Source organism: Kitasatospora papulosa, from assembly GCF_000717245.1.
In the GTDB taxonomy this organism is placed as follows: domain Bacteria; phylum Actinomycetota; class Actinomycetes; order Streptomycetales; family Streptomycetaceae; genus Streptomyces; species Streptomyces papulosus.
In genome coordinates this window covers 244,063-266,057 of record NZ_JNYQ01000010.1, presented here as the reverse complement: position 1 = coordinate 266,057, position 21,995 = coordinate 244,063, and the positions used below count along the sequence as shown (strand labels likewise).

Sequence of the window (21,995 nt, the reverse complement as noted above, 5' to 3'; positions counted from 1 at the left end):
CACTGAGCTGTCGGCGCGTCACACCGGCGTTCTACCGTGATCCGTCCCGGCACGGCAGCGGAACGCAGATATTGATCACGACCTCACACAGGCCCTAGATCGCGCTCCGCCCGCGCAGGGCTCATCCGACGGTTGCGCAATGCGTTCGGTCCGACCGACCACTACGTTCGCCCCTGACGTGAATCAGGTCCCTGCCAGGCGCCGTTCGGATACCGTGTGATCAGCTCGTACCGACGATGAAAGCGGTACGGAACCCCGGTGGGCAGGCCCTAGATGGAGCCTCACACGCTGGCTCCGCAGGCCCCATGGAGAGCCGCCCCTGTCGCTGACATCGACCGCGGGTGAACGAAAGTCCACGGTGGAGGAGGAAGCGTGGGGCAGCAGCCGAACGAGCTGACTCCGGACGCCGGCCCATGGCACCGCTGGGGTTATGAGCTACGCCAGTTCCGTGAGGCCCGTCTGCTGTCACAGCAGGCTCTGGCTCGCAGGGCGTTGATCGACCGTTCACATCTCGGGCGCTTCGAGCGCGCTGAACGTCCCGTCCCGAAACATGCGGCCATCACTCTCGACGACATCCTCGATGCCGCCGGTGCATTGGTTCGTGGCTGGGACAGCGCGGAGCGCGAGGCCCCCCAGGATTGCTCTGTCCCGGTGTCCAGAGCCGCGACAGCGACTCATGGGGCCAGTCCACGGGGCCATGGGGCCAGCGCCCCGGAGGCCCTGGCCATGAACGCGGTCGTGCGGGCAGGCTCGCTTGGAGACGACACGGACACGGTCGTCGTCCCCGCCCGCATCCACGGAAGGATCCTGTTCGTGCCCGTGCCCCGCCGCGTTGTTCTCGCATCAGGGATCGCCGGCCTGGCTGCGACAGCCTTGCCGGCCGCGACGCCGGCGGCTGCCACCGAACTCGCCGACATGGGGTCTCCCTTCGAGCACTTCGCGCAACTCCGCCGGGTCATGATCCAGACCGACAACCTCATCGGCCCCCGGCACGTGTTGCCCGCCCTGCAACAACACCTCGTCTCCCTTGCCACAAGACGTCGATCCGCTCGTGGCACCGACGCCATCGAGCTTCTCGCCTTGGAGACGCGATACGAAGAGCTGGCAGGCTGGTTCGCCCAGGACATCGGCGACGAGCGCACCGCCCACGGCCACACCGCGAAAGCACTGGACGCTTCCCACATCACCGGCGACACCGATCTCACCGCGTACATCCTCGGCCGTAAGGCCCAGCTCGCCGTCGACACCGGCCATCCTGCCGACGCTCTCGGCCTCGCCGCAGCCGCCCGACGCACCGCCCGACCCGGGAGCCGCCTCGAAGTCATCGCCGTTCTGCACGAGGCCCACGCGCGTGCCGTACTCGGTGAAGGCGGTGAAGCCCACAGGGCTTACGACACCGCGCTTGCTCTCCTCGGGCGCGCGGGCTCCGACGGTGTCTGGGGTTCCTGGCTCGATGCGGCGTACATCAGCACCGCCCGAGCTCGCTCCCTCGCCGCGCTCGGCGAGTATGAGCAGGCCGCGGCAGGCTTCGACAGCGCCCTCGCAGTGCTCCCGTCCGCATATCGCCGGGACCGCGGTGTCTACCTCGCTCGCGCTGCACGTGCCCATGCGGGCACAGGCAACGTGACCCTCGCTGCCCGAATCGGTGGGCAGGCCGTCGGGATCGCCGCCGAGACCGGATCCGCGCGCATCTTCGGTCAGCTCGGCCGGCTCGACCAGGCGCTGGCCCCCGCAACCGGCGAGGACGGCGTCGCCGAGTTCCGCGCCTCACTCGACCGGATCGTTCTGCATCCCGCCTGACTCACCCGCGCACACCGCCTGGAGATACCGTGCCCCGCCCGTACGTCTTGCTGTCCGCAGCTGTATCGATCGACGGCCACCTCGACACCCGCCCGGGCGAGGACCGGCTCCTGCTCTCCAACAAGGAGGACTTCGAGCGCGTCGACTCCGTACGAGCCAGTGTCGACGCCATCCTTGTCGGCGCCGGCACACTGCGTGCCGACAACCCCCGCCTCCTCGTCAACTCGGCGGAACGCAGGGCGTCCCGGGTCGCCGCCGGTGAGCCCGAGTACCCGCTAAAGGTCACCATCACAGGAACGGGCGACCTCGACCCCGGTTGGAAGTTCTGGCACCACGGCGGGGACAAGCTCGTCCTGGCCGTGGGCCACGAGGCCACCGCGAAAGCTCGCGCCAACCTCGGTGACCTGGCCACCGTTCACAGCGTCCCCGCCGAGGCCGTATGGCCGGCCGCGCTCGACATCCTCGGCGACGAATACGCCATCAAGCGGCTCATGGTCGAAGGCGGTGGCACCGTTCACACACAGCTCCTCGAAGCAGCTCTTGCCGACGAACTCCAACTCGTCATCGCCCCGCTCCTGGTCGGCCAATTCGATGCGGTAAGAATGCTCGGCCCCGCGAGCTACCCTGGCGGCCCCGCCGCCCGCCTCCGGCTCCTCGATGCCCGCCAGATCGGTGACGTGGTACTCCTGAGGTACGCCCCCAAGGACACCTCGACGGAGCCCCGATGAGCACCACCTCTTCAGCCGGCGCCCCCGGCACCGGCCGCGAGCCCAACACCGCAGACCGGAACTGGCTCGCCTTCGCCTGTGAGCTGGCCGCCCTCTGCCCACCTTCGGAGACCGCTTTCAGCGTGGGGGCGGTCATCGTCGCGGCCGACGGGACCGAACTCGCCCGCGGTTACTCCCGCGAGAACGATCCCCACGACCATGCCGAGGAAGGGGCCCTCGCCAAGCTCCCCGCCGAGGACGCCCGGCTCGCCACCGCCACGATCTACAGCTCCCTGGAGCCCTGCGCCAAGCGAGCGTCCCGACCTCGCCCCTGCGCCCAGCTCATCCGCGACGTGGGCCTCTGCCGCGTCGTCACCGCGTGGAGCGAACCCGATACGTTCGTCGTCGGCGCCGATGGCACCGAGACCCTCGAAGACGCCGGCGTCATAGTTCTTGCACTTCCTGAGTACGCAAACGCTGCACAGGCGCCGAACCGGCACCTCCTCTGATACTCGGATTCAGGGAGCATCCCAGGGCTGGGCTTGATCCGCTTTGACGGACATTCGAGATCAGGGTTAAGCCCCCATCATCGCCCGCGAGGGTGATCGCCGCTGCAAGCTCCCGCCGCACCAACCCGCTCTGCCTCGTGCTCGGCGGGCGCCCGGTAGACGCCCGGCAGCTCGGGTGCCGCTCCTTATGGCGACCGGTGGGGTGATCAGATCAGGCTGGATCCGCTCGACCGTCTCACCGGCCATGCGGCGGCGGCGCAAGGACGTGTGAAGCATGTCGTCGGTATGACCGGCGGCTTGACGTGCAGGCGCGTGACCTGCCCCGGCTGCGAGCCGGGGATCAGGCCGGGGTGGTGGTGTCCTGTTCCTGGGAGGCGAGGACGGCGGGCATATTGGCTTCGATGTGGCCGATGAGGGCCATGAGGTGGTCGGCGGTGGTCTCCCCCAGGGGGTGAGGGAGTAGCTGACGCTCGGGGGCATGGCGGTGAGGACCTCGCGGCTGACGAAGCGCTGCAGCCGCGCGTACCCCGGCAGGTCAGAGGCTCGAAGATCTCACACCGTGCCTCATGCTGAATTCGTGGAGACCAGGGCTGCGGTGGGGCGCTCACGGTCCCCCCGAATAGACGCGCAGGACCTCTCACTCCCCACGGCTCGAATGACCCCATTCGCCGACCCCAGTCGACCACGCTGAGACCTGTCCACTCGATCACTTCCTCAGTCAGGCCCAGTCGCTCGCTGGATGGGCGATATCCGCCGGCGCGGGAGCCAGCGGTCCCTGCGAACACGCTCCGGTCCGCCGAGTGCGCTCCAGTCGTCGTGTCTCACTCCTGGAGCATCAAGCCCTTCTGCCTCGAGTGCGGCCTGCACCGAAGGTGCCTCCATCCGCGAGGAGCGCGTCGGCCCCGTACACGGTCAGGATCACTACCGGAGCGGCATGCGGTTCCAGGCGGCGGGTACACCGCAGCGCGGACGCCTCCGTCAAGCAGTGGGCGATCAGGTTGATCTGATGCGGCAGCCGCCGCGCGGGGCGATGACGAGGCTGCCTGGCCGGGCCTGGGCGAGGAGGAGGGCCACCAACGTGCGCTGGTGGGGCCCGCCCAGGCGGCCGGCGTACGGCTCGATCGGCACGACTGAGCGTATGAGTAGATCGCTACCGACGAGCCGCTCTGCGGCCGGAGGTAGTGACAGGCTGCTTCAGGAACGTTCCGGGAAGCTGGCCAACTCCTGCCCCCGCGGTCTCTTCAGACGACCACCGCGCCTCAGGCGCCGTGTCGCGGGAACTCATGATCCCTGCCACAGCGCGAAGTGATCGCCCCGTTCTCTTTGGTGATCCTGTGCAGCAGGAACAGCTCCCGCGCGTCGCACTCCGTGCACACCTCAGCCCGTGCAATGGGCCACAACGCCAGTGGTTCAGCGGATGAAGGGCCCTGCACATAGATGCGGTTCGGGTCGAGGGTGCCTGGATATGGGCGCTCGAAAGTCTCCCAGTCGGGGTGGCTGCCCCGCAACCGCCGCCCGATCAGCGTGAACCCGCCATTGCCGGTGTACGCACACGTGTCGACCAGGTCCCAGTGGAGGCCAGACAGCCATCCCACTGATTCCAGAGTAGCCACGACTACCGGCTCCAGAGCTTGAACCTCCCGCTCCAGCTCATGTTCCGGCTGGACCCTACTCGCGTGGCTGGAGTCGTTTCTCATCCCGCGTAGTTGGTTGAGCAGACTGAACACCCCATCGGAGTCCAGAGCCCCCTCCAGCTCCGGGAGTTCGGGGATGGGTCCATCCTTGACCAGGTCTGAAATCTGGCTCTGCCACGTCCAGAATGTTGCTCCACCACCCTTCTTAAAGGGACCGCGCAGAGCGTCCTCGAAGCTCTGCCGACGGTGGATCCGAACCGCGAGAGCGAGAACACCGACACAGCGCGCCACGCTCTCCGCGAGTTTGAGCAAGGCGTCCTTGCGTTGGGCGAGTGTCGTTGCGATGCGGTACTGCCGGGCCAGCGCTGCCATGTGGTACGGGTAGCTCCACTCGGCCCGCCACACCGGGTCTCCGAGCGGCTGGACGAGCTCACCGATGATGCGAGCCTCGTACGCCGAAGCCTTCGCAGTGCGGCGCATCTCGTCAAGGCCGGCCTGCGGGTCACGGAACACATTCGGCAGGATCCTGGAGGTGGTGCGGGCAAGGGCTTCCTTGCCCCCGTCGAGGTCGACCAAGAGTGAGTTGAACTCGGCGTCCTTGATCAGCTCGACGGGCACCTGCGAGTTCATGGAGACGCGGGCATGCAAACCTCCCTCTTCGCCTGCCCGAGTCCGCAGCCACTCGCACAGAGCGCGCCCGCCGTTGCCGAGGGGACGCAGCACGGTCAACCGTGTCACGGCATCCCCGAAGTCGGCTGGCAGCAGCCGCCAGTTGCCTGCCTGCCCCACCACATCTCCGCCGGTGCAGACGGCCAGAGCCTGCGCCGTCTCGGGAGCCTCCGGCAGATCCGCCGCCGTGGCGGCAGTCTGAAGGTCGCTTCCGCTCAGCAGGGGCATGCCCTCCGTCGCCCTCTGGCTAAGCCATCGGCTTACGCGCCGCGCCACCGTGGCTAGCGACCCAAAGCCATTACCGGGCCCACCGACTATGAAAGGAGCCTGCGGCAGCGCACACCCGATCTTGATGCTGCTCAGGTCAGGTCGCGCATCGGGAGGCTCGGGAACCATCTCACGCTGTACGAATTCCTCTACGTCCTGCCCGAGGGGTACCCGCACCGTGTGGGCCAGCTCAGGATCCGGAAGCGTGCGCCCCCGCGAGTCCGTCTGGACCTCGCCTCCCGCGTCCGATACGGCCACGGCCTTGCGTACGCGGTCCCACAGTGAGCGCGGGAGCTCAGTCGACAGACCAGCATTCTTCAGTGCGGTCGAGAACGCACCCTCGAACGCAGCCCATGTGGGCCAGGTTTCACCGGTCAGCTCACGCAGGGCACGCAGCAAGGCTGGCGCCTGGTCGAAACGCGTCATCATTCTCGATGACTCGACGTCAGCGACGACGTCGGCGCTCACGGCGAAATGCTGCCGCAGAGGCCAATCAATCGTGACCTCTTGATAGACGAGGTCATCGGCATCGAGCAGCAACGCTGCACCCTCGGTGTCGACTCCCCGGTCCCCTTCTGACGTAACGCCGCATGCCACCTCGTACCGCTCCACGATCTCGCGGATATGTTGGTCCGTCAGGTAGTGGCGCTTTCTGTCCAGCGGCCTGCGCAGCGTCGCGGAGTGCTTGCGTGCGTCCAGAGCGACGACCTTCCCTCGCAGCTGGGGCGATTTCCGGTTGGACAGCAGCCATACGTACATCGGGATGCTGATGTTCCACAACAGGTGAGTGGGCAGAGCAACCACACCCTCCAACAGGTCGTTCTCCACCAGCCACCGGCGAATCTCCGACTCGCCGGAGCCCGCGCCTCCACTCTGCAGGGACGAACCGGTGAACACGACTGCGGCTCGGGCACCCCCCATGTCCGTGGGCCGCATATGGGCGACGAGATGTTGGACGAAGAGCAAGGAGCTGTCGCTGACACGAGGCAGCCCTGCGCCGAAACGCCCTTCGAATCCCAGCTCTCTCGCCTCGCGGGTCACTTCATCGTGCTGCCGCTTCCATTCCAGGCCGTTAGGAGGGGCCGCCAGCAGATAGTCGAATGTCTCCCCTCGGTGTCGGTCGTCTGACAGGACGTCGCCGTGCAAGATGCCTGTGGGATCCGCGCCTCTCATCATCCGTAGGGAGCGGGCTGTCGCGTAGGTTTCCGGATTGATCTCTTGACCGGAGACCAACGTCACGGCGGAGTTTCCCACCTCACGCAGGAAGCCTTCGACGGCAGAGAACATGCCGCCGGTACCGCAGCACGGGTCGTAGACGGTGATCGAGGACCCTGGCGAAATCATCGCTGCCGTGTCCGGTCCAAGCAGCAACCTGGCGGTCAACGCACTCAGGTCCTGGGGACTCGTGTGCTCGGCTGAGCTCTCCGGCGACGCTTCGGTGAAGCGCCGCACGAGTTCCTCGTACTCCCGCCCCATCTCCTGGTCGGAAACGGTGGCGGGGCTCAGATCAAGCTCAGCAAACCGCGTCACCACCTGTCGCAGCACCCGCACATTCGCCAGATGTCGGACGGTGTACGGAAATTCAAACGAGTCCAGTACATCCACGACCTCGGCGGGAAATCCCCGCACAAACCGGTCCACTGCCTCAGCCAGGACCAGCTCGGCATCAGGTGAAGTCTCATCGTCGACCGCCAGAAGCAGTCCGGCAAGGCCGCCTGAGGCGTCTGGGAAGCTGGCGTTCTCACCCGATCCGGCCGGCGTTTCGTCCAAGCCTGTAACCGTGGGGCAACTCTCATCCTCGGCCAAAGGTCCCTGTGTAGAGCCGATTCCTACACTGCCCGCCTCATCGGTCAACGAGTCACCCACACTCTCACCCGCTGTCGTAAACAGCTGCGGGCTGACTTCGTTGCGGTGCAGGCAGTCCATGCGCCGCAGCACGGTGAAAGGCAGGATCACTCTGCCGTATTGACTTGACCTCAAGTCGCCCCGCAGCAAATCTGCCACGGACCAGACGAAGTCCACCCGTGCACGGTTTCCGTCCCCGGCCACTCGCCCTCCCCAGCCCAGCGGCACCTCCCGCCGGAGCACCACTCATCATCTCATCCGGCGGCGTGCCATGGGTTCACCGCCCTGGGGCTGGCAAGTCCTTCCATTACGGCTCCGTCCGAGCCTTCGACATCGCCAGCCATCGGATGTCGTCGCCGTCTGCCGGGTTGAGGTGGCTACATGGCGGACGGACTCTGCGAAGGGTGGCGGCCGGGACGCTCCACTTGAGCTGCTCCACTTCTAGGACGGTCGTTCGGCGCCGGGAGAGGGGAGGCCATGGATCTCTTTCAACCGCTCAGCCGCAGCTTCGCCCTCGAATTCGGTCAGCGCAGTACACAAACGCCCGATGACGAACTGCTTGGCGTCGGGCTTCAGTTTCCCGTACCACTCCTCCAGCAGATGCGCTGTTTGCACCCACGCAGCACCCGGGGCGAACATAGCCACCTGTTCAGCAACTATGGGGACGATTTTGACCGTGTCCGCGTTAACCGTCTCCGGCGACTCGAGCAACAGCTGCGCAAGGACAAGCGTCGGGTCCGTGCGCAGCTGGTCACGATATGCCACCGCCTGGGCCACTCTCAGTTGCTTGATTTCCGAGTCCGCACGCGCGCGTGCCCGGAGGCGCATCTGGGCGTGGGCGGAATTCAGATCCTCAGCGGTGACGTGTACGCGCACGGTGGCCCAGCGCACCCGCACTCCCTCATCGGCTAGTACCGCTTCCCTGCCCAAGCGTGCGTTAGCACGATGTTGGAGTTCGGCGTAGTCAAGGATGCGGCAGTCAGCCGCCAGCCTCGTGAACTCGCCAATCACATAGGACGACGCAACGGCTTCCGGATTGTGGTGCCGGCTTCGGCTTCTCTGCCATCGGCCCTCTACGCGCACATCAAAGCGGAAACCATCATCTGCGCTCGAGACGGTGAAGCTGCCCGAGAACAATCCCCGCCTTGTTGGCCGCCCCCAGAATCTAAGCACTCGCCGATTCTCCCTCCCTTTCCCCGCTCGGCGCACGCGGATCGGCGGCCTCCACGCTTCGTACCAGTGCAACACGGAACCTACTACGCCCTTCCCAATCCAGCGCCTCCCCGCGAATCAACCAGTGCTCAGCCAGTCGATAGAGGTTCAGGACGCGTCGGCCCCGCAGATGATCACCGTGGGTCTCGTGAACTGCACGCACGAACGTGGCCACAATCCGATCTGCTGCGTCGTCTCCCGTTGCCGCAGCGGCGTCTAACCACACGGCACAAGCTCGCCGGCCAAGCGCAGTGGGCTCCTCCGCCTCCAGAGCGGTTCGCCAGCCACGGATCACCCAGTCTGGTACAACCCCTCCCTCCGGGGTGCTCAGCAGAGCTGGTTGACCAGAATCGTCATGTTGCAGTGCCAGATTCATGAAAGCGCTCGCAGCAGAGTGCTGCAGGCCGTGGTGATCACTGGTGAACCAGGAATCGAGGGTCTTACGCACTTGGGGACGCAGCTCGTCCTCCTCCCAGAGCGCGTTGAGGGCCGTCCCGACGGCCTCCGCAACGCCGTCCTTCTGCGAGACGGCGAGGTCACCCAATCGGCGCAACATCAGCCCGGGGTGAGCAGGAACGAGAGTCTGAAATACACGGGCAAGTGTCCGCAGGAGATGAGCACTGCTCTCCTCGCTCGAGGCCCACCTGGTAGTTGCGTTCCGGGTGAGCTGGCCGACCTCTGGGTCGAGAATGGCAGCGACCAAGAGATCATGGGCGTGCCCAACGAGGCCGCCGTCCTGCGACCAGTCTTCAGCCACCCGGTACAGCAACTTCGTCTGCCTGGACGCCTGGGCGTGGCGGAGGGCCCACGGGACCATACGCTGTGCGAGACGCGCCTGCTGGTCCGGCTGGAGGCCCAAGCAGAGTTTGGCCGTCCAGTTCGTGAACGGCCCGATGAGTTCTGGCCGGTCCCGCCAGAAGTAGCGGACCACAGCCTCGGCGAAGCCAGGCCCAGGGAACCGAAGGTTGCCGTCAGGCAGAGGTATCGCATCGATCTGGCGCGCCAGCTGAATTAGACCGGGTCCCTGTTGCCCTGTCAGCCGGGGACCTTCGTTCTTCTCACCAAGGGCATGCCCCAGGGAGGTGATCCTGTCGTGGACGTTCTCGATGGGTGCGCCGTCGTAGACCGAAGCCAGCAGCAAGTAGTTGCGGTCGTAGCTGGTTCGGCCGGGCTCGGAGTGCCATTTCCACAGGACATCCATCCAGCCGGCGACTGCGTTTGCGACGGCCTGCACGACCTTGTCGAACCCGTCAGAGTCTCGTTCAGTGCTGCGTCCTGTGGCGGACCTGTACTGGGACTCGGCGCGTACCAAGGTCTGGGCCCATTCCTTCACCTGACCTGGGCGCAACTGAGGCAAGTCCTTGCAGAGACGGTGGTCTTCAGCCCAAGACTTCGGGTCGGTGATCCCTGCCGTCTCCAGGTACTTCGTGAAGAGCTCGATCGCATCCGGCGCCGCGGGAATCTTCGCGAGGCCGCCGGCACCGTTCCCGATCCGAGCCCATAGCTCTGCACCCACCAGAACGATCAGGTAGGAGTCATCATCACGTAAGTCGTCGGCTTGCTGTAGCTCCAGGCCAAAGTCGCAGCTGGCAGGGACACTTTCCTCAGTCTCGCGCAGGTCCAGGATCCACCCGGTGCGCTTGTTTCCTCTGAGACCCTCCATGCTGAAGCTGTCCCCGACTTCTCGACGGACCCGCCGCAGGATCAGGGGCTCACCTTGAACGTTGGTCAGCAGCTGCAGTGCCGAAGTCCAGCGGCCACTGCCAAGGTGGTCCGCGACGAGCACCGCGACGCGGTTGTCCTTCAGGACCTGAGCGACCTCCCCTTCATTCCCAATGGGTAGGTAGTCCGCTAGCTCTCGAGCCACTGATTCTGCGCGCAGGGGCGCACCGCTGTGGCGCTGCACTGCCTCGAAGAGCTGACCGATCATGGTGCCGTGATTGGCATCCGAGTGCACGCTGGCGTACGGGCCGCTACGGAGAGCCGCCGCCGATGGGACCGGATCCCCTTCGGCTTCGGCTTGGATCGGTGTTGCGTCGGTAGCTGAGGGCGAGGCCGGAAGTTCCACGGTGTCGTCGACTGCGACAGGGATGGGGGTGCTGGATGCCAGTTCCTCCGCCAAGCCCGCCGAATCCGAGGGCGCAGGTGGGACTGCAGTGTCATCCACAGTGCCACCGTTCAAGCCGGGCGCGAGTGTCTTCCCTCGCCCGTCGGCGCTCGGTTCCTGCACGTACTCAGTAGCGGGCTCAGCCATGCGCGGACTCCTCTTAGCTGGTCGGGGAGGGAAGTCAGAGGCGGGATCGGGCCTTCACACGCGGCCGTCGATGATGGGCGCCTTCATCCCGATGACCTTTCCCCCGGCCTCCACGCTCCTCGCCCTGATAGTGCTTGTAACGGAGCCGCGAATGGCGTCCTCCGCCTCGATACCCGTCACCTCACCGGCCACCGTGTCGTAGTGCTGAGCACTCACGGGGCCAGTCTGTTCACGAGCCTCACCCGCGAAGGTGAACCGCTGGCCGTAGACGTCTTCTAGGGCCACACGCACCTGCCCGAGGGTCCGCATAAGCACAGCATTCTCGACAGTGAGTTGGGAGGAGTCGCGCTGATACTGGGCCATTCCGAGCGCATAAGCCTCCAGCACCTCAAGCCGGGCCTCAAGCCGCTCCGAGTCGGCTCGAAGCGGCAGCTCCAGCTCGCCCACCAGTTCGGCGGGTACCTCCGGGTCCGCTTCCGCCTCCACCGTTCCGCCAGAGCGGCGACGCGACAGGACCGCGTCCAGCCTCTGCCCGAGGAACGCGAACGCCGCCGGCAGCGCACTGCTTGCGACCATGGAAAAATCCGCACCATCCAGCATGAAGCCCCACCCTCGTAGACCTGAACACATCCGAATCGAGACAAGGAGCTATTCATACCTTCACGGGGCGAAGGCGTATGCCGATTCAAACAATCCTGGCTTAAATAGGACCGGAAGTGAACACCTAGCCGATCTTCGAAAACATACTCGATTACTTTCGAGCGACACCGCCGCGCAACTATTGTGACTCGTGAGGCGGGGGCGCCACCTCAGGGAGCCCGGGCTCTCGAGTTGAATGAGCCCGGTGCCCGTGTGCACGAAAGACCAGCTCATCTGGGCATCTCAGGACCCGCGAAGTCCGCCAGGCCACGTCGAACGTCATGGTCCAGCGCGATTTCTGGATCATGCGTAGCGCTCTCAAACTAATGACCGGAGAGAGGATGAGCCGAGTCGCCGTTAAATTCACGTGCCGAGTGTGCCATCCGAAGCGGGGTTACTCGACCTGAACTTCCAGCCAACATCGCCCGCAACTGCAACCACACAAGTTAACAGGCGTCACAAAAACCGCAGCAGCCACTCGGAGATTGCCCGCACAGCCATTCATCGGACGTGGTGTCATTCTCGAACAATCGCGCTACCAAGTTTTGAACGCATACGAGATCTCTGGCTTGGAGACCGACATAGGGGTCTGGCTGGATCAGCACGGTTACGCAACCTTGGGCTGTCCGATCTGCGGCCCAGATGTGGTCGAGGGCGGTGAAGTCGTCGTCAATCCAGATGACTGGGGCCGTGCCGAGCCAGGCATCGACGTGATCGCGTTTCCAGAGGTAGCCGTTGGGGTGGCTGGTGGCGATCTAGAGTCGCGGCAGGTCGAGGTAGGGGAAGTCCGGCAGGCCCAGGAGGGGTCCGATGATCGTGGTGGCGTCCTTGCGCCAGCTCGTGCACCACACCGGGTGACGAGGCCGCTGGTCAAGAGGCCGGTAATCAACGGGCCATGGTTGGGGTTGAGCCAGATGGGGACGGGGTCGTCCGGGTGTCGGCCGACGGGCAGGACGGTGTGGCGGACGTGGGTGAGCGGGGTGGTGCCGTCTGCGGCCGGAAAGGGTATGAGGACGCCGTCGATGTCCAGCAGCAGGTAGGGCAGAGCCATTGGTGCCTCCGGGGTCAGCGTTTGCGGGCGGTGATCAGGAGGGTGGTGGGCCACGGGTCGCGGTGCGGGTGGTGGAGGTCCAGCCCAGAGGTGATGCGCAGGTCGGTACGGGAGAGGTAGGCGCTCCAGCGGTGGGCGTCGAAGTCCCATCGAGCGATGGAGTCGGGTGTGGTCGGGCATAGTCACGTAGTCCTCGTGCGGACGGTCGTCCGTGGACGGATGTCTTCCGGCCCGCGCCGGGTGCGGGACGGAGAAGGCCAGGACACCGCCCGGCTTGAGACGTCGGGAAATGGCGGCGAGCAGCAGCTCGTGGGCAACGAGGCCGATGGCGCCGAAGGCGCCGAAGGCGGAGTAGATCGCGTCGAAGGTCTGGCCGGTGGCCTGCAGGTGGTGCAGTGCGTGGCCGGCGGCGAACGTGGCGCCGTCGATGTGGCCGTAGTGGGAGCGGGCGCGGCGTATCTGGAGGCCGACTAGGTCCACGCCGGTGGCGCGGGCCTAGGCCGTGTTTTAGAAGCCGATCATCTGGCGGCGGTCGGCGATCGTGGCAGGCTGCCAGCCGGGTCCGGAGACACGCACCTGCGTGCTCCGCAGTCTGGTCTGGTGGATGCGAAGTGGATGATGGTTCGGTGACGAACATCAGTGACGACCATGTGAAGGTCCATTTCCGCATGGAGATAGGCGAAGACGGGTGGCCGCCGGCGAGTGTCGAGAGCCTGTGGGCTGTCGACCTCAGCGATGACACGGTGCGGCTGGACAACACTCCCTGGTTCGTCCGCGGAGTCGCCAGTGGCGACATCATCAGGGTTCAACCGGATGATGACGGTGTTCTTTGGGCCGGAGAAACGGTGCAGCCTTCTCAGAACTGCACCATCCGACTCATCGTGCTGAAGGACGACGGCTCAGCCGCCGCCCGGCAGAGCGTGCTGGAGGTCTTCCATCGCCTCGGCACGACAGGCGAAGGCATCGAGCGGTTCGGGATGGTGGTCTTGGACGTCCCGCCACAGGCAGACCTGCCGAAAATCCGCGAGCTGTTGGAGCACGGCGAGACGAAGGATTGGTGGCACTGGGAAGAAGGGTGTGTCACTGCCGCCTGGGAAGCCGCTGCGCGACCGTGAGGGCAACGGCGCCCCGTCCAAGCCTGCAGTGAGCCATGCAGCATCGTTCTCGTGCAGGAACCGCCCGCTCAGGCCCGTCATATCCATTCGCCGATTGCGGCGACCAAGACGGTGGCCTCGAAGCGGACCGCGAGTTTGTCGAACCGGGTGGCGACCGCCCGGCTGCGCTTGAGCCGGTTGATCCCGCACTCGACCGCGTGCCGGGCCTTGTAGTCCTCGCGGTCGAAAGCCGGAGGCCGCCCGCCGGTCTTCCCGCGCCGTTTGCGGTTGGCGGCCTGGTCGGCAGGCTCAGGGATCGTGCACAGAATCCCACGCTTTCGCAGATAGGCCCGGTTGGCGCGGGAGGAGTAGGCCTTGTCGCCCCGCACCCGCAGCGGACGGACACGGGGACGGCCAGGTCCGGTGCGGGGAACCCGGATGGCATCCAAGACAGCGGTGAACTGAGGGCTGTCACCGCGCTGACCGGCGGTGACCAGCAAGGACAACGGACGCTGGCCCTGTTCGCAGGCCAGATGAATCTTGGTGGTGAAGCCTCCCCGGGACCGGCCCAGACCGTGGTCGTCAGGCTCGTCGCGGGTTCCGCCCGGCGGCTCGTTCTGAGCCTGTCCGTCACGGCGGGCGCCCGCAGCGTGCTGATGAGCCCGGCAGATCGTGGAGTCGACGTTGACCTCCCACGTGATCAGCCCCGCCGCATCCGCCCGGACCTGCAGCCCGGTCAGAACTTCGGGCCAGGTGCCGTCACGCTGCCAGCGGCGGAAGAGTCCGTAGACCGTCTGCCACGGCCCGTACTCCTGCGGCAGATCCCGCCACGGAGCACCAGTCCGCACCCGCCACCGGATCCCGTCGATCAGCCGCCGCCGGCCCAACGACGGCCGCCCCAACACCGCAACCGGCAACAACGGCTCCAGCACCGCCCACTGCTCGTCAGAAAGATCCCCTCGCCCCACACCGAGATCATCACGATGCGGGACGAGGAACAGAGCCGACTTTCAAAACACGGCCTAGTGGTGTTTGGCGAGGTGGGCGACGTTGTGGCCGGGGCCGCAGCCAAGCTCCAGAATGCGCTTGCAGCGCAGGTCGAGGTCGAGGCCGAGGATCTCGGCGCCGGGGCCGAGGCCCGGGTGGGTGCTCCATTCCATCCGGACCGGTGCGGTGAGGGCGTGAGCCGGGGCGGTGGCGAGGCGCTGGGCGGCGTGGGCGTACCAGGGGGGAGACCTGGGCGAGCACCTAGACCCCCAGGAGTTGCAACACGTCGTTCAGGTGGCGGCGGACGACGGGAATGTATGCGGGGTCCTTGGCCAGATCGTTGATCCAGCGGACGGCCTGTTCCATGCACCACTCGACGGCCCACATGCGGCGCCATCCCAGAGCCCACGCCTCGGCGGCCAAGCCACCCCGCGCGGCGAGAGCGCCCTCGTGGCCGCCTACGGTGACGTACTGCTCCAAGAAGACCCGCAGCCGGACGAGGCTCGGTGTGTCGGTGGTGCCGTGGTATGAGGCGAGGTCGATCAGGCCGGGCCCGGTGAAGGCGCGTGCGAAGTCGCATTCGCAAGGCGGTCTCCTCGATCCGTTCCACCCTCGCGGTCTACCAGCGCCGTCGTGTCCCCGGCGCCGCCGATCTCGCTCGCCGCGCCCGTGACGCCCTCGCCTAACATGCCCAACAATCAGCCCCATGAAGGGAAATGCTCCGTGGCTCAGCAGACCGACGACCGCTCCCTCGCCATCAAGCCGGCGCTCGAATCGATGACCCTGCTGGTCGCGGCCGTCATCGTCCACGACAAGGCCACCGACCGGGTCGTGCTCCTCCAGCGCAGTGAGAACGCCAAGTTCGCCCAAGGAATGTGGGACCTGCCCGTCGGCAAGAGCGAACCGGGCGAACCCATCACCGAGACCGCGGTCCGTGAGCTCTACGAGGAGACCGGACTCACGGTGAAGCCCGAGTCCCTCAAGGTCGCCCACATCATCCACGGCGCCTGGGGCGTCGAGGCACCCAACGGATTCCTCACCGTCGTCTTCGCCGCCCACGAGTGGAGCGGCGAACCCGAGAACCGCGAACCCCGCAAGCACGCCCGGGTCCACTGGGTCGATACTGCCGCTCTGCCTACGGAGTTCGTCCCCACAACCCGTAGCGCCTTGGCCGCTTTCCTCTCCGACGGGGCACAGGTTTCACTCAACGGGTGGCTCTAGTTCGAAGGCAGGGGCGTCATGACCGATTCACCTTGGGATTCGGCTCTCCCGCCGATCAAGCCCTTCTACCCGTTCAACGGCGTCGGCGAGTCGATCACTCTTCACCGTGGAGAGATCGGCGGCGTACAGGACACCGACATGCCCGGGGAGATCAGCATCCGGTGCTCGCCTGTCCTGAGCCTCGACTGGAGCATCACTCCCGAGCCGGACGTACGCCCCCGCACCCAGGACACGGCTACCCTCCGGCTCCGGCGGCCACATGGGCAGGCCGAGGTGGGAGCCTGGGCCAGGAATTACGATGAGGGGTGGATCAATGGAGCCGCTCTCGGCGACAGCGAAGCACCCATTACCCGCGTCGTGGCCCACTGGTTCAACCTTCCGCGGTTTAAAGGCCACCAGCACCTGACGGACAGGATCGACGGCGCTGATCGGTTCTGGTCAGCCGGCCGCTGGTCGCACGAGATTGACGGATGGAAGATCCTTCTGGATGTCCGGCCGGATCACAAAAAGATCTGGGACGAACTACTCAAGACCCGGCTCTACGCGATGACCCACACGATGGAGATCAGCCGCGCCGACGGGCAGCAGTTCACCGCCACCGAGGCGGCACACGTCCTCGTGGCCATGCACTTCGGTATGTCCTTCTGCCTGGGCCGGTGGGTCGCCCCGCTCCTTCCGGTTGGTCTCGGGCCCCTCGACGAAGTCATCTGGGAGGAGTGGGGCGCCCTACTCTGCGATCCCGCCAAGTCGCTGTCCTCGGGCTGGTGGCAGCCCTGGGACCCTGAAGCACTCGCCAGATTCATGGACGGACTCGTCCCCGCGCTCTCCGACCCCATCAAGGTCAAACCACTGCAACTCCAGATCAGCTACGCCATCACCGCGATCCAGGACAAGGGGTTCGTTGAGCAGCGGGTGATGATCGGCGCCGCTGGGCTGGAGCACGCCATGTGGCAGAGGCTCGTCCTGGCTGGCGTGCTCACCCGCAGGGAGTACAAGAACACCCGCGTCTGGAAGGCGCACACGAAGCTGCGCAAAGTCCTTCAGGGGATCAACGTCTCTCTGGACATTGACCGGACCCAGCTGCCCGCCATAGCCCGCTTCATCGACGACGCCCGACAACGGAGCGGGGAGCAACTGGACGGCCCGGAAGCCGTGACGAGGATCCGGAACTCGCTCGTGCACCCTGAGGAAGCTCAGGAGAACATCTACGGGATCCCGGGCCTCGTCACGGAGACATGGCTGCTCACCCGGCACTACCTGTCTCTGCTCGTCCTCGAGTCACTGGGCTACCGGGGGCCTCACCAGAACCTGGCACGGATTCGTGGCTGGGCCGGTGAGACCGAGGAGACGCCCTGGACTTGAGTCAGATCCGGTCGGGGCCCGTCCGAGTCCTTCGGCGAAGTCCGCAATCCGGGGCAGGGCCTCCGCGAGGCGGTCCGGCGGGACCCTGTAGGAGATGCGGGCGTGATGGGAAGCGGCGAAGTCGGCGCCAGAGACCACCGCGACGTTGGCCTCCGCGAGGAGAAATTCAGCGAAGCTCGCCGCTGAGGTGATGGTGCAGCCCGCCAGGGTGCGGCCGTAGGTGCCGGAGACGTCGGCGAGGAGGAAGAAGGCGCCTTCCGGGGTGCCGTCAACCTCGATGCCGAGGGTGTCCGCCAGGGCCTTGATCGTGGTCAGGCGGCGGTCGTCCAGTTCGAGGCGCCGACGCTCCAGCTCGGTGGTGAGGTCGGCCGTCAGAGCGCCGAGTGCTGCCTTTTGGGAAATCGAGCCGTCTTCACCCCGGGCTGGGTCCTGGCAGGTCTGACCATGGCCGACACCTTCTACCCGCCCGCGTTCGCCGCCCTCACCCGCTGGTGGGGCCCGGACCGCATCCGCGCCCTGACCATCGCCACCCTCGCAGGCGGCCTCGCCTCCACCGTCTTCGCCCCCTCACGGCAGCCATCGCGGACCACCTGAACTGGCGTACAACATACGCCGTCCTCGCGGTGATCCTCGCCGCCATCACGATCCCGGCTCACGCCCTGGCATTGCGTGCCCGTGGCCTGCCGCCCCGCCTCCGCCGTCCTCCGTCCGCCGTCCTCCGTCCTCCGTCCTCCGTCCTCCGTCCTCCGTCCTCCGGGGACCTCACCACATCCATCCCGCGCAGCCGCTCCTTCATCCTGCTGGCCACGGCTTTCACCCTCGCCAGCTTCGCCATGTACGCCGTCGTCATGGGCTTGATCCCCCTCCTCACCGAACGTGGAGCCACAGCCACGCAAGCCGCCTGGGCTCTGGGGCTCGGTGGGGCAGGCCAGACCCTCGGCCGCACCCTCTACTCGACCCTCGCGACCCGTACCTCGGTCACGGCCCGCACCGCCACCCTGATCGCCCTCGGCGGGGTGACGACGGCACCGCTGGCCTTCACCCCAGGCCCCATGTCGCTCCTGACCTCCCTCCCGATCGTCGCCGGAGTCGTCCGCGGGAACCACACGCTCCTGCAGGTCACCGCGGTCACCGACCGCTGGGGCACCACGCATTACGGCCACCTCTCAGGGCTTCTCGGCGCACCCACCCACATCTCGGCAGCCCTCGCCCCCTGGGCCGGAGCAGCCCTCGCTGGCCAATTCGGCGGCTAGGCCGTGTATCGAAAGAGTCTTGCCGGATGCCGCGAGCCGATATCGACGACACGTGGCTGTCAGTGCCGTCAAGTAGGTTCTGCCCGTTCGGCCTGACAGGTGGGTCGTTGAGCTGGGGGATCCGTCGTAGTGAGCATCTACCTGCAATTTCGTGCCGTGGCTGAGTCCGAGATCCGGGATGACCACACCTGGCTCGCTGCGTTCATGTCTGAGGCGTGGGAAAACGACGAGGCCGAGTACGCCGCGGGCATCGCCCACTCGATCAACAAGAGCTGGGACGCTGTCCACGACCTCTATGCCGCCGCCGATGCCCTCTATGCAGGCGCTGACGAGCCCTGGAATTTGCCGATCTACGGCGGCCGCCCGGTACCCCACAGCGCTGATGCCGACCCCTCCGATCCCCCGCTGATGCTTCTGGAGCCGCCCGGGGTGTCACAAGCCGCGCAGTTCCTTACGACTGTCTCTCTCGACGAGCTGTGGAGCGTCGTCGAGGCAAGGTTCAGCGCCCTCGGCTGGACCAAGCAGGAACACCTCGAACATCACAGGGACCTCCAAGAGTTCTACGGGCAGGCGGCTTCGGCAGGCCACGCGGTGGTCAAAGCGGTATGGGCTTGAGACGTGGCCGCGTGCTGATCACAGCCATTCGTTGATGGCCGCGACCAGCACGGTCGCCTCGTAGCGGACCGCAAGTTTGTCGTACCGGGTGGCGACAGCGCGGTGCCTCTTGAGGCGATTGATCCCGCACTCGACCGCATGACGCTCGCGGTAGTCGACCGGGTCGAAATGCGGAGGCCGGCCGCCGCGCGAGCCGGGCTGCTGGCAGTTGCGCGCCTGGTCGGCCTTGTCCGGGATGGTGCAGCGAATCCCCCGCCGACGCAGATAGGCACGGTTGCTCCGGGAGGCATACGCCTTGTCCGCCCGCACACGATCAGGACGGACGCGCGGCCGACCCGGCCCGATGCGAGGCACACGGATCTTCTCCAGCACCGGCTCGAACTGCGGCGAGTCCCCGCACTGCCCGGCGGTCACCACGATTGCCATGGGCTTCTGTCCCTGCTCGACGGCCAGGTGCAGCTTGGTGGTGAACCCACCGCGTGAACGCCCCAGCCCGCGATCACAGGGCTCTTCATGCACACCGCCCGGTGGTTCCATCTGCAGGTCACCCCGCTTGCGGGCCCCAGCCGCATGCTGATGGGCACGGCACACCGTGGAGTCGATGCTCAGGTCCCACACGATCCCACCCTCCGCGTCGGCCAGGGACTGAAGCCGGTGAGGACCCGGTGCCAGGTGCCGTCTCGCTGCCAACGGCGGAACAGGTCGTAGACCCGGCCCCACGGCCCGTACTCGGCGGGCACGTCCCGCCACGGAACACCGGTCCGGACCCGGAACCGTATGCCGTCGATCAGCCGCCGTCGCGGCCAGACCGGCGGCCTGCCCGTCTTCCTGCCAGTTGGCAGCAACGCTGCCAACGCCGCCCACTGCTCGTCCGTGAGATCTCCCCGCGCCATGGACCACGATCATTCACAGCTCAAGATCCACTTTCGATACACGGCCTAGTGCCGCATCAAGCAAATGCGGACCGCCCTGTGTGGTGTAGTTCAGCCCCTCCTGAGAGGGCGTTAAGAGGTCCTGCAGTAGGCGTAACGATGCTGGGCAGGACTTTGCTCGACGCCTGGGCAAAGCATGTGAACTGCATCGAACTAGAAATGTGAGACCCCCGCTTACCACAAAAGCACGGTACGCCCAAACCGCGACTCGTCAGGGACTCTTGCAGTCGTCAATTCGACACGCAGGAGCGCACCATGGACGAGAGCAAGACCCGCATGCCCGAAGTTGCATTCCTCACGTTGCACAAGGCGGCTGCCTATCTCGGCATTTCCCCCAACACCCTTTATGTGTGGCGCCATCGCCGACAAGGGCCGCCCAGCTTTCAGATGGGCCGACGCGTGATGTACAGGATCTCTGCGCTTGACGAGTGGGTGGCCCGGCAAGAAAGGGCAGACTCTCGATCGAATCCTGCCTTGAATCCACTGAATCGCAAGCCACTGCGTCGCACATCGTGACGTCCACAGCAGCACAGAGCATCGACACCAACTCGACATCAATTCCACCTGCCACAGCGGGATATGACCTGTCGCGAAGAAGCGTTCCCAACACCGTCAAGCACTCGGAACGCATCATTTGCACAGGTAGGAGGCCCTCATGTCGGGCTACATCGAGGATCGTTGGCTCAAGAAGAGGCCGGACGAGGCGACCGGCAAGCGAGAGCGTACTTCCATTTGGGGAAAGGGGAAGCGGTACCGAGTCAAGGGCATTCCCGGTATTCAGGACAGGTCCTTCGACACAAGTGAAGACGCCAAGCGCTGGCTCGCTGAGGCCCAGACGGACTCCAGCAGGGGCGACTTCGTCGACCCACGGAATGGTGCCATCTTGCTTGCCGATTACATCGCCGACCACTGGTGGCCCAGCCGAACGGATGAGCCGTCAACTGCGGGTCCCATGCGGAGCCGGATCTGGAACCACCTGATTCCCCTGCTCGGCTCGTATCCTCTGCGCGAGATCGACGCCTCGGCCCTTCGCCGTTTCAAGGCCGACTTGCTCTCTCGAGTCGAGGAGTCTTCCGCCGAGATCATATGGATACACCTCACCACCATCCTGAATGCCGCGGTTGATGACAAGCGCCTACTGAAGAGCCCCGTCGCTGCCCACCGATCGATCAAGCGGCCCAAGCCGGTCGGCAAGAAGGCGAAGGCGTGGTCTCAAACCACGGTCGACGCGGTGCGGGCCGGACTACAGGAGCGGTACCGGATCGCCGTGGACCTCGGGCTCGCACTCGGAGTTCGCCAAGGCGAGGCGCTCGGCCTCGCGGAAGAGGACTTCGACTTCAGGGCGAAGGTGGTCCACATACGGCGCCAACTCCGCTGGGATGGGAAAGGGCGGCCGTACTTCTGCCTCCCCAAGGGCCGCAAGACCCGTGATGTTCCCCTTCCGCCGAACCTCGCCCGCCGCGTTCGGCTCCACTTCCAGCTCTTCCCGCCGGTCGAGTGCACCCTGCCGTGGCGTAATCCTGAGACGCCGGCGACCGAGTTGGAAGAGCGTCAGCGCAAGCCGATCACCGTTCGACTCGTGCTGAGCACCTCCCACGGGCTTCGGATCAATCCCGGGACTTGGAACGAGCGCAGCTGGAAGCCCGCTCTCGTAGCCGCAGGAGTTTTGCGCCAGGTCGGCGAGAAGGCGGAGAGTTACGGTTCCCGCGTCCGCCTCCACCCCGTCTACGAGCGTTCACGGCCGGACATGTTCCACGTCCTGCGCCACACCTTCGCGAGTGTGCAGTTGGAGGCCGGCGAGTCCATCGTGAGCGTGGCGACCTGGCTGGGACACTCCTCCCCGAAGGTCACGCTCGACTACTACGCTCACTTCATGCCGGGCGCAGGCAAGCGCGGACTGGCCGCGATGGATACGTGGCTCGTGTGATGCGGGATCGAAAGTCC

General features: G+C 66.0%; 14 protein-coding genes and 7 pseudogenes. 9 read left to right on the top strand and 12 right to left on the bottom strand.

Annotated elements, in window-relative coordinates:
* Window positions 1-372 precede the first annotated feature (372 nt).
* On the top strand, window positions 373-1,800 hold the full coding sequence (locus IA22_RS35410; RefSeq protein WP_030124870.1) for a helix-turn-helix domain-containing protein: 1,428 nt from the start codon (window positions 373-375) through the stop codon (window positions 1,798-1,800).
* Between the two features lie 29 nt (window positions 1,801-1,829).
* Window positions 1,830-3,016: pseudogene (locus IA22_RS36840) on the top strand (dihydrofolate reductase family protein).
* Window positions 3,017-4,275: 1,259 nt separating this feature from the next.
* On the opposite strand, the gene IA22_RS0124695 reads toward IA22_RS36840, so the two are convergent.
* From IA22_RS0124695 to IA22_RS37660, 7 genes and pseudogenes are all read right to left on the bottom strand, one after another.
* On the bottom strand, window positions 4,276-7,512 hold the full coding sequence (locus tag IA22_RS0124695) for an N-6 DNA methylase (protein ID WP_413251901.1): 3,237 nt from the start codon (window positions 7,510-7,512) through the stop codon (window positions 4,276-4,278).
* Window positions 7,498-7,635 (bottom strand): annotated as a pseudogene (locus tag IA22_RS38305) (type I restriction-modification system subunit M N-terminal domain-containing protein); the annotation flags it as partial. The gene IA22_RS0124695 and the pseudogene IA22_RS38305, both read right to left, overlap by 15 nt.
* A gap of 237 nt (window positions 7,636-7,872) precedes the next feature.
* The gene (locus tag IA22_RS36835) at window positions 7,873-8,568 is read right to left on the bottom strand and encodes a hypothetical protein (RefSeq protein ID WP_157840937.1); all 696 of its coding nucleotides are present in this window, start codon (window positions 8,566-8,568) and stop codon (window positions 7,873-7,875) included.
* Between the two features lie 28 nt (window positions 8,569-8,596).
* Complete coding sequence (locus IA22_RS0124685; RefSeq protein WP_157840936.1) at window positions 8,597-10,897, bottom strand: hypothetical protein; 2,301 nt, start codon at window positions 10,895-10,897, stop codon at window positions 8,597-8,599.
* Between the two features lie 54 nt (window positions 10,898-10,951).
* Window positions 10,952-11,497: a hypothetical protein gene (locus IA22_RS0124680; protein WP_030124866.1), complete on the bottom strand. Its 546-nt coding sequence runs from the start codon at window positions 11,495-11,497 to the stop codon at window positions 10,952-10,954.
* Window positions 11,498-11,982: 485 nt separating this feature from the next.
* Window positions 11,983-12,587, bottom strand: a pseudogene (locus tag IA22_RS34245) (HAD domain-containing protein).
* A 14-nt stretch (window positions 12,588-12,601) separates the two neighbouring features.
* Window positions 12,602-13,082: pseudogene (locus IA22_RS37660) on the bottom strand (class I SAM-dependent methyltransferase); the annotation flags it as partial.
* Between the two features lie 131 nt (window positions 13,083-13,213).
* Between IA22_RS37660 and IA22_RS0124665 the strand changes: the two are divergent.
* A complete protein-coding gene (locus tag IA22_RS0124665; RefSeq protein ID WP_030124864.1) occupies window positions 13,214-13,702 on the top strand; it encodes a DUF4265 domain-containing protein in 489 nt (162 codons plus the stop codon).
* Between the two features lie 77 nt (window positions 13,703-13,779).
* On the opposite strand, the gene IA22_RS0124660 is transcribed toward IA22_RS0124665, so the two are convergent.
* The 3 genes and pseudogenes from IA22_RS0124660 to IA22_RS34240 all read right to left on the bottom strand — a co-directional run.
* Entirely contained in the window at window positions 13,780-14,649 is an 870-nt protein-coding gene (locus tag IA22_RS0124660) for an IS5 family transposase (protein WP_030124863.1), read from the bottom strand.
* A gap of 57 nt (window positions 14,650-14,706) precedes the next feature.
* Window positions 14,707-14,919: pseudogene (locus tag IA22_RS38030) on the bottom strand (SAM-dependent methyltransferase); the annotation flags it as partial.
* Between the two features lie 10 nt (window positions 14,920-14,929).
* Window positions 14,930-15,244: pseudogene (locus IA22_RS34240) on the bottom strand (aminoglycoside phosphotransferase family protein); the annotation flags it as partial.
* Window positions 15,245-15,355: 111 nt separating this feature from the next.
* Between IA22_RS34240 and IA22_RS0124645 the strand changes: the two are divergent.
* Entirely contained in the window at window positions 15,356-15,889 is a 534-nt protein-coding gene (locus IA22_RS0124645) for an NUDIX domain-containing protein (protein ID WP_038272915.1), read from the top strand.
* A gap of 18 nt (window positions 15,890-15,907) precedes the next feature.
* Complete coding sequence (locus tag IA22_RS0124640) at window positions 15,908-17,251, top strand: YopA family protein (RefSeq protein ID WP_030124860.1); 1,344 nt, start codon at window positions 15,908-15,910, stop codon at window positions 17,249-17,251.
* Here the strand turns inward: IA22_RS0124640 and IA22_RS38300 are convergent.
* On the bottom strand, window positions 17,168-17,602 hold the full coding sequence (locus IA22_RS38300) for an aminotransferase class I/II-fold pyridoxal phosphate-dependent enzyme (RefSeq protein ID WP_421702128.1): 435 nt from the start codon (window positions 17,600-17,602) through the stop codon (window positions 17,168-17,170). The two genes, IA22_RS0124640 and IA22_RS38300, sit on opposite strands and share 84 nt — an antisense overlap.
* A 48-nt stretch (window positions 17,603-17,650) precedes the next feature.
* Here IA22_RS38300 and IA22_RS34235 point away from each other — a divergent pair.
* Together IA22_RS34235 and IA22_RS0124630 are read left to right on the top strand one after the other, a co-directional pair.
* A pseudogene (locus IA22_RS34235) lies at window positions 17,651-18,504 on the top strand (MFS transporter); the annotation flags it as partial.
* Between the two features lie 129 nt (window positions 18,505-18,633).
* Window positions 18,634-19,119, top strand: a complete 486-nt coding sequence (locus IA22_RS0124630; protein ID WP_030124859.1) for a DUF1877 family protein — start codon at window positions 18,634-18,636, stop codon at window positions 19,117-19,119.
* 18 nt (window positions 19,120-19,137) lie between these two features.
* On the opposite strand, the gene IA22_RS0124625 is transcribed toward IA22_RS0124630, so the two are convergent.
* A protein-coding gene (locus tag IA22_RS0124625; RefSeq protein WP_106973263.1) for an IS5 family transposase occupies window positions 19,138-20,012 on the bottom strand; the annotation gives its coding sequence in 2 pieces (ribosomal slippage) (window positions 19,138-19,775 and window positions 19,775-20,012; 876 coding nt in all).
* Window positions 20,013-20,306: 294 nt separating this feature from the next.
* Between IA22_RS0124625 and IA22_RS35390 the strand changes: the two genes are divergently transcribed.
* Window positions 20,307-20,567, top strand: a complete 261-nt coding sequence (locus IA22_RS35390) for a helix-turn-helix transcriptional regulator (protein ID WP_106973262.1) — start codon at window positions 20,307-20,309, stop codon at window positions 20,565-20,567.
* Between the two features lie 139 nt (window positions 20,568-20,706).
* A complete protein-coding gene (locus tag IA22_RS0124615) occupies window positions 20,707-21,978 on the top strand; it encodes a tyrosine-type recombinase/integrase (protein ID WP_106973261.1) in 1,272 nt (423 codons plus the stop codon).
* Window positions 21,979-21,995 lie beyond the last annotated feature (17 nt).

Bases quoted from the DNA above. Each gene is read 5' to 3' on its own strand.
- IA22_RS0124645 (WP_038272915.1), top strand. From the start codon at position 15,356: ATGCCCAACAATCAGCCCCATGAAGGGAAATGCTCCGTGGCTCAGCAG.
- IA22_RS35390 (WP_106973262.1), top strand. From the start codon at position 20,307: ATGGACGAGAGCAAGACCCGCATGCCCGAAGTTGCATTCCTCACGTTG.
- IA22_RS0124685 (WP_157840936.1), bottom strand. From the start codon at position 10,897: ATGGCTGAGCCCGCTACTGAGTACGTGCAGGAACCGAGCGCCGACGGG.
- IA22_RS0124695 (WP_413251901.1), bottom strand. From the start codon at position 7,512: ATGGACTGCCTGCACCGCAACGAAGTCAGCCCGCAGCTGTTTACGACA.
- IA22_RS0124615 (WP_106973261.1), top strand. From the start codon at position 20,707: ATGTCGGGCTACATCGAGGATCGTTGGCTCAAGAAGAGGCCGGACGAG.
- IA22_RS0124640 (WP_030124860.1), top strand. From the start codon at position 15,908: ATGACCGATTCACCTTGGGATTCGGCTCTCCCGCCGATCAAGCCCTTC.
- IA22_RS0124680 (WP_030124866.1), bottom strand. From the start codon at position 11,497: ATGCTGGATGGTGCGGATTTTTCCATGGTCGCAAGCAGTGCGCTGCCG.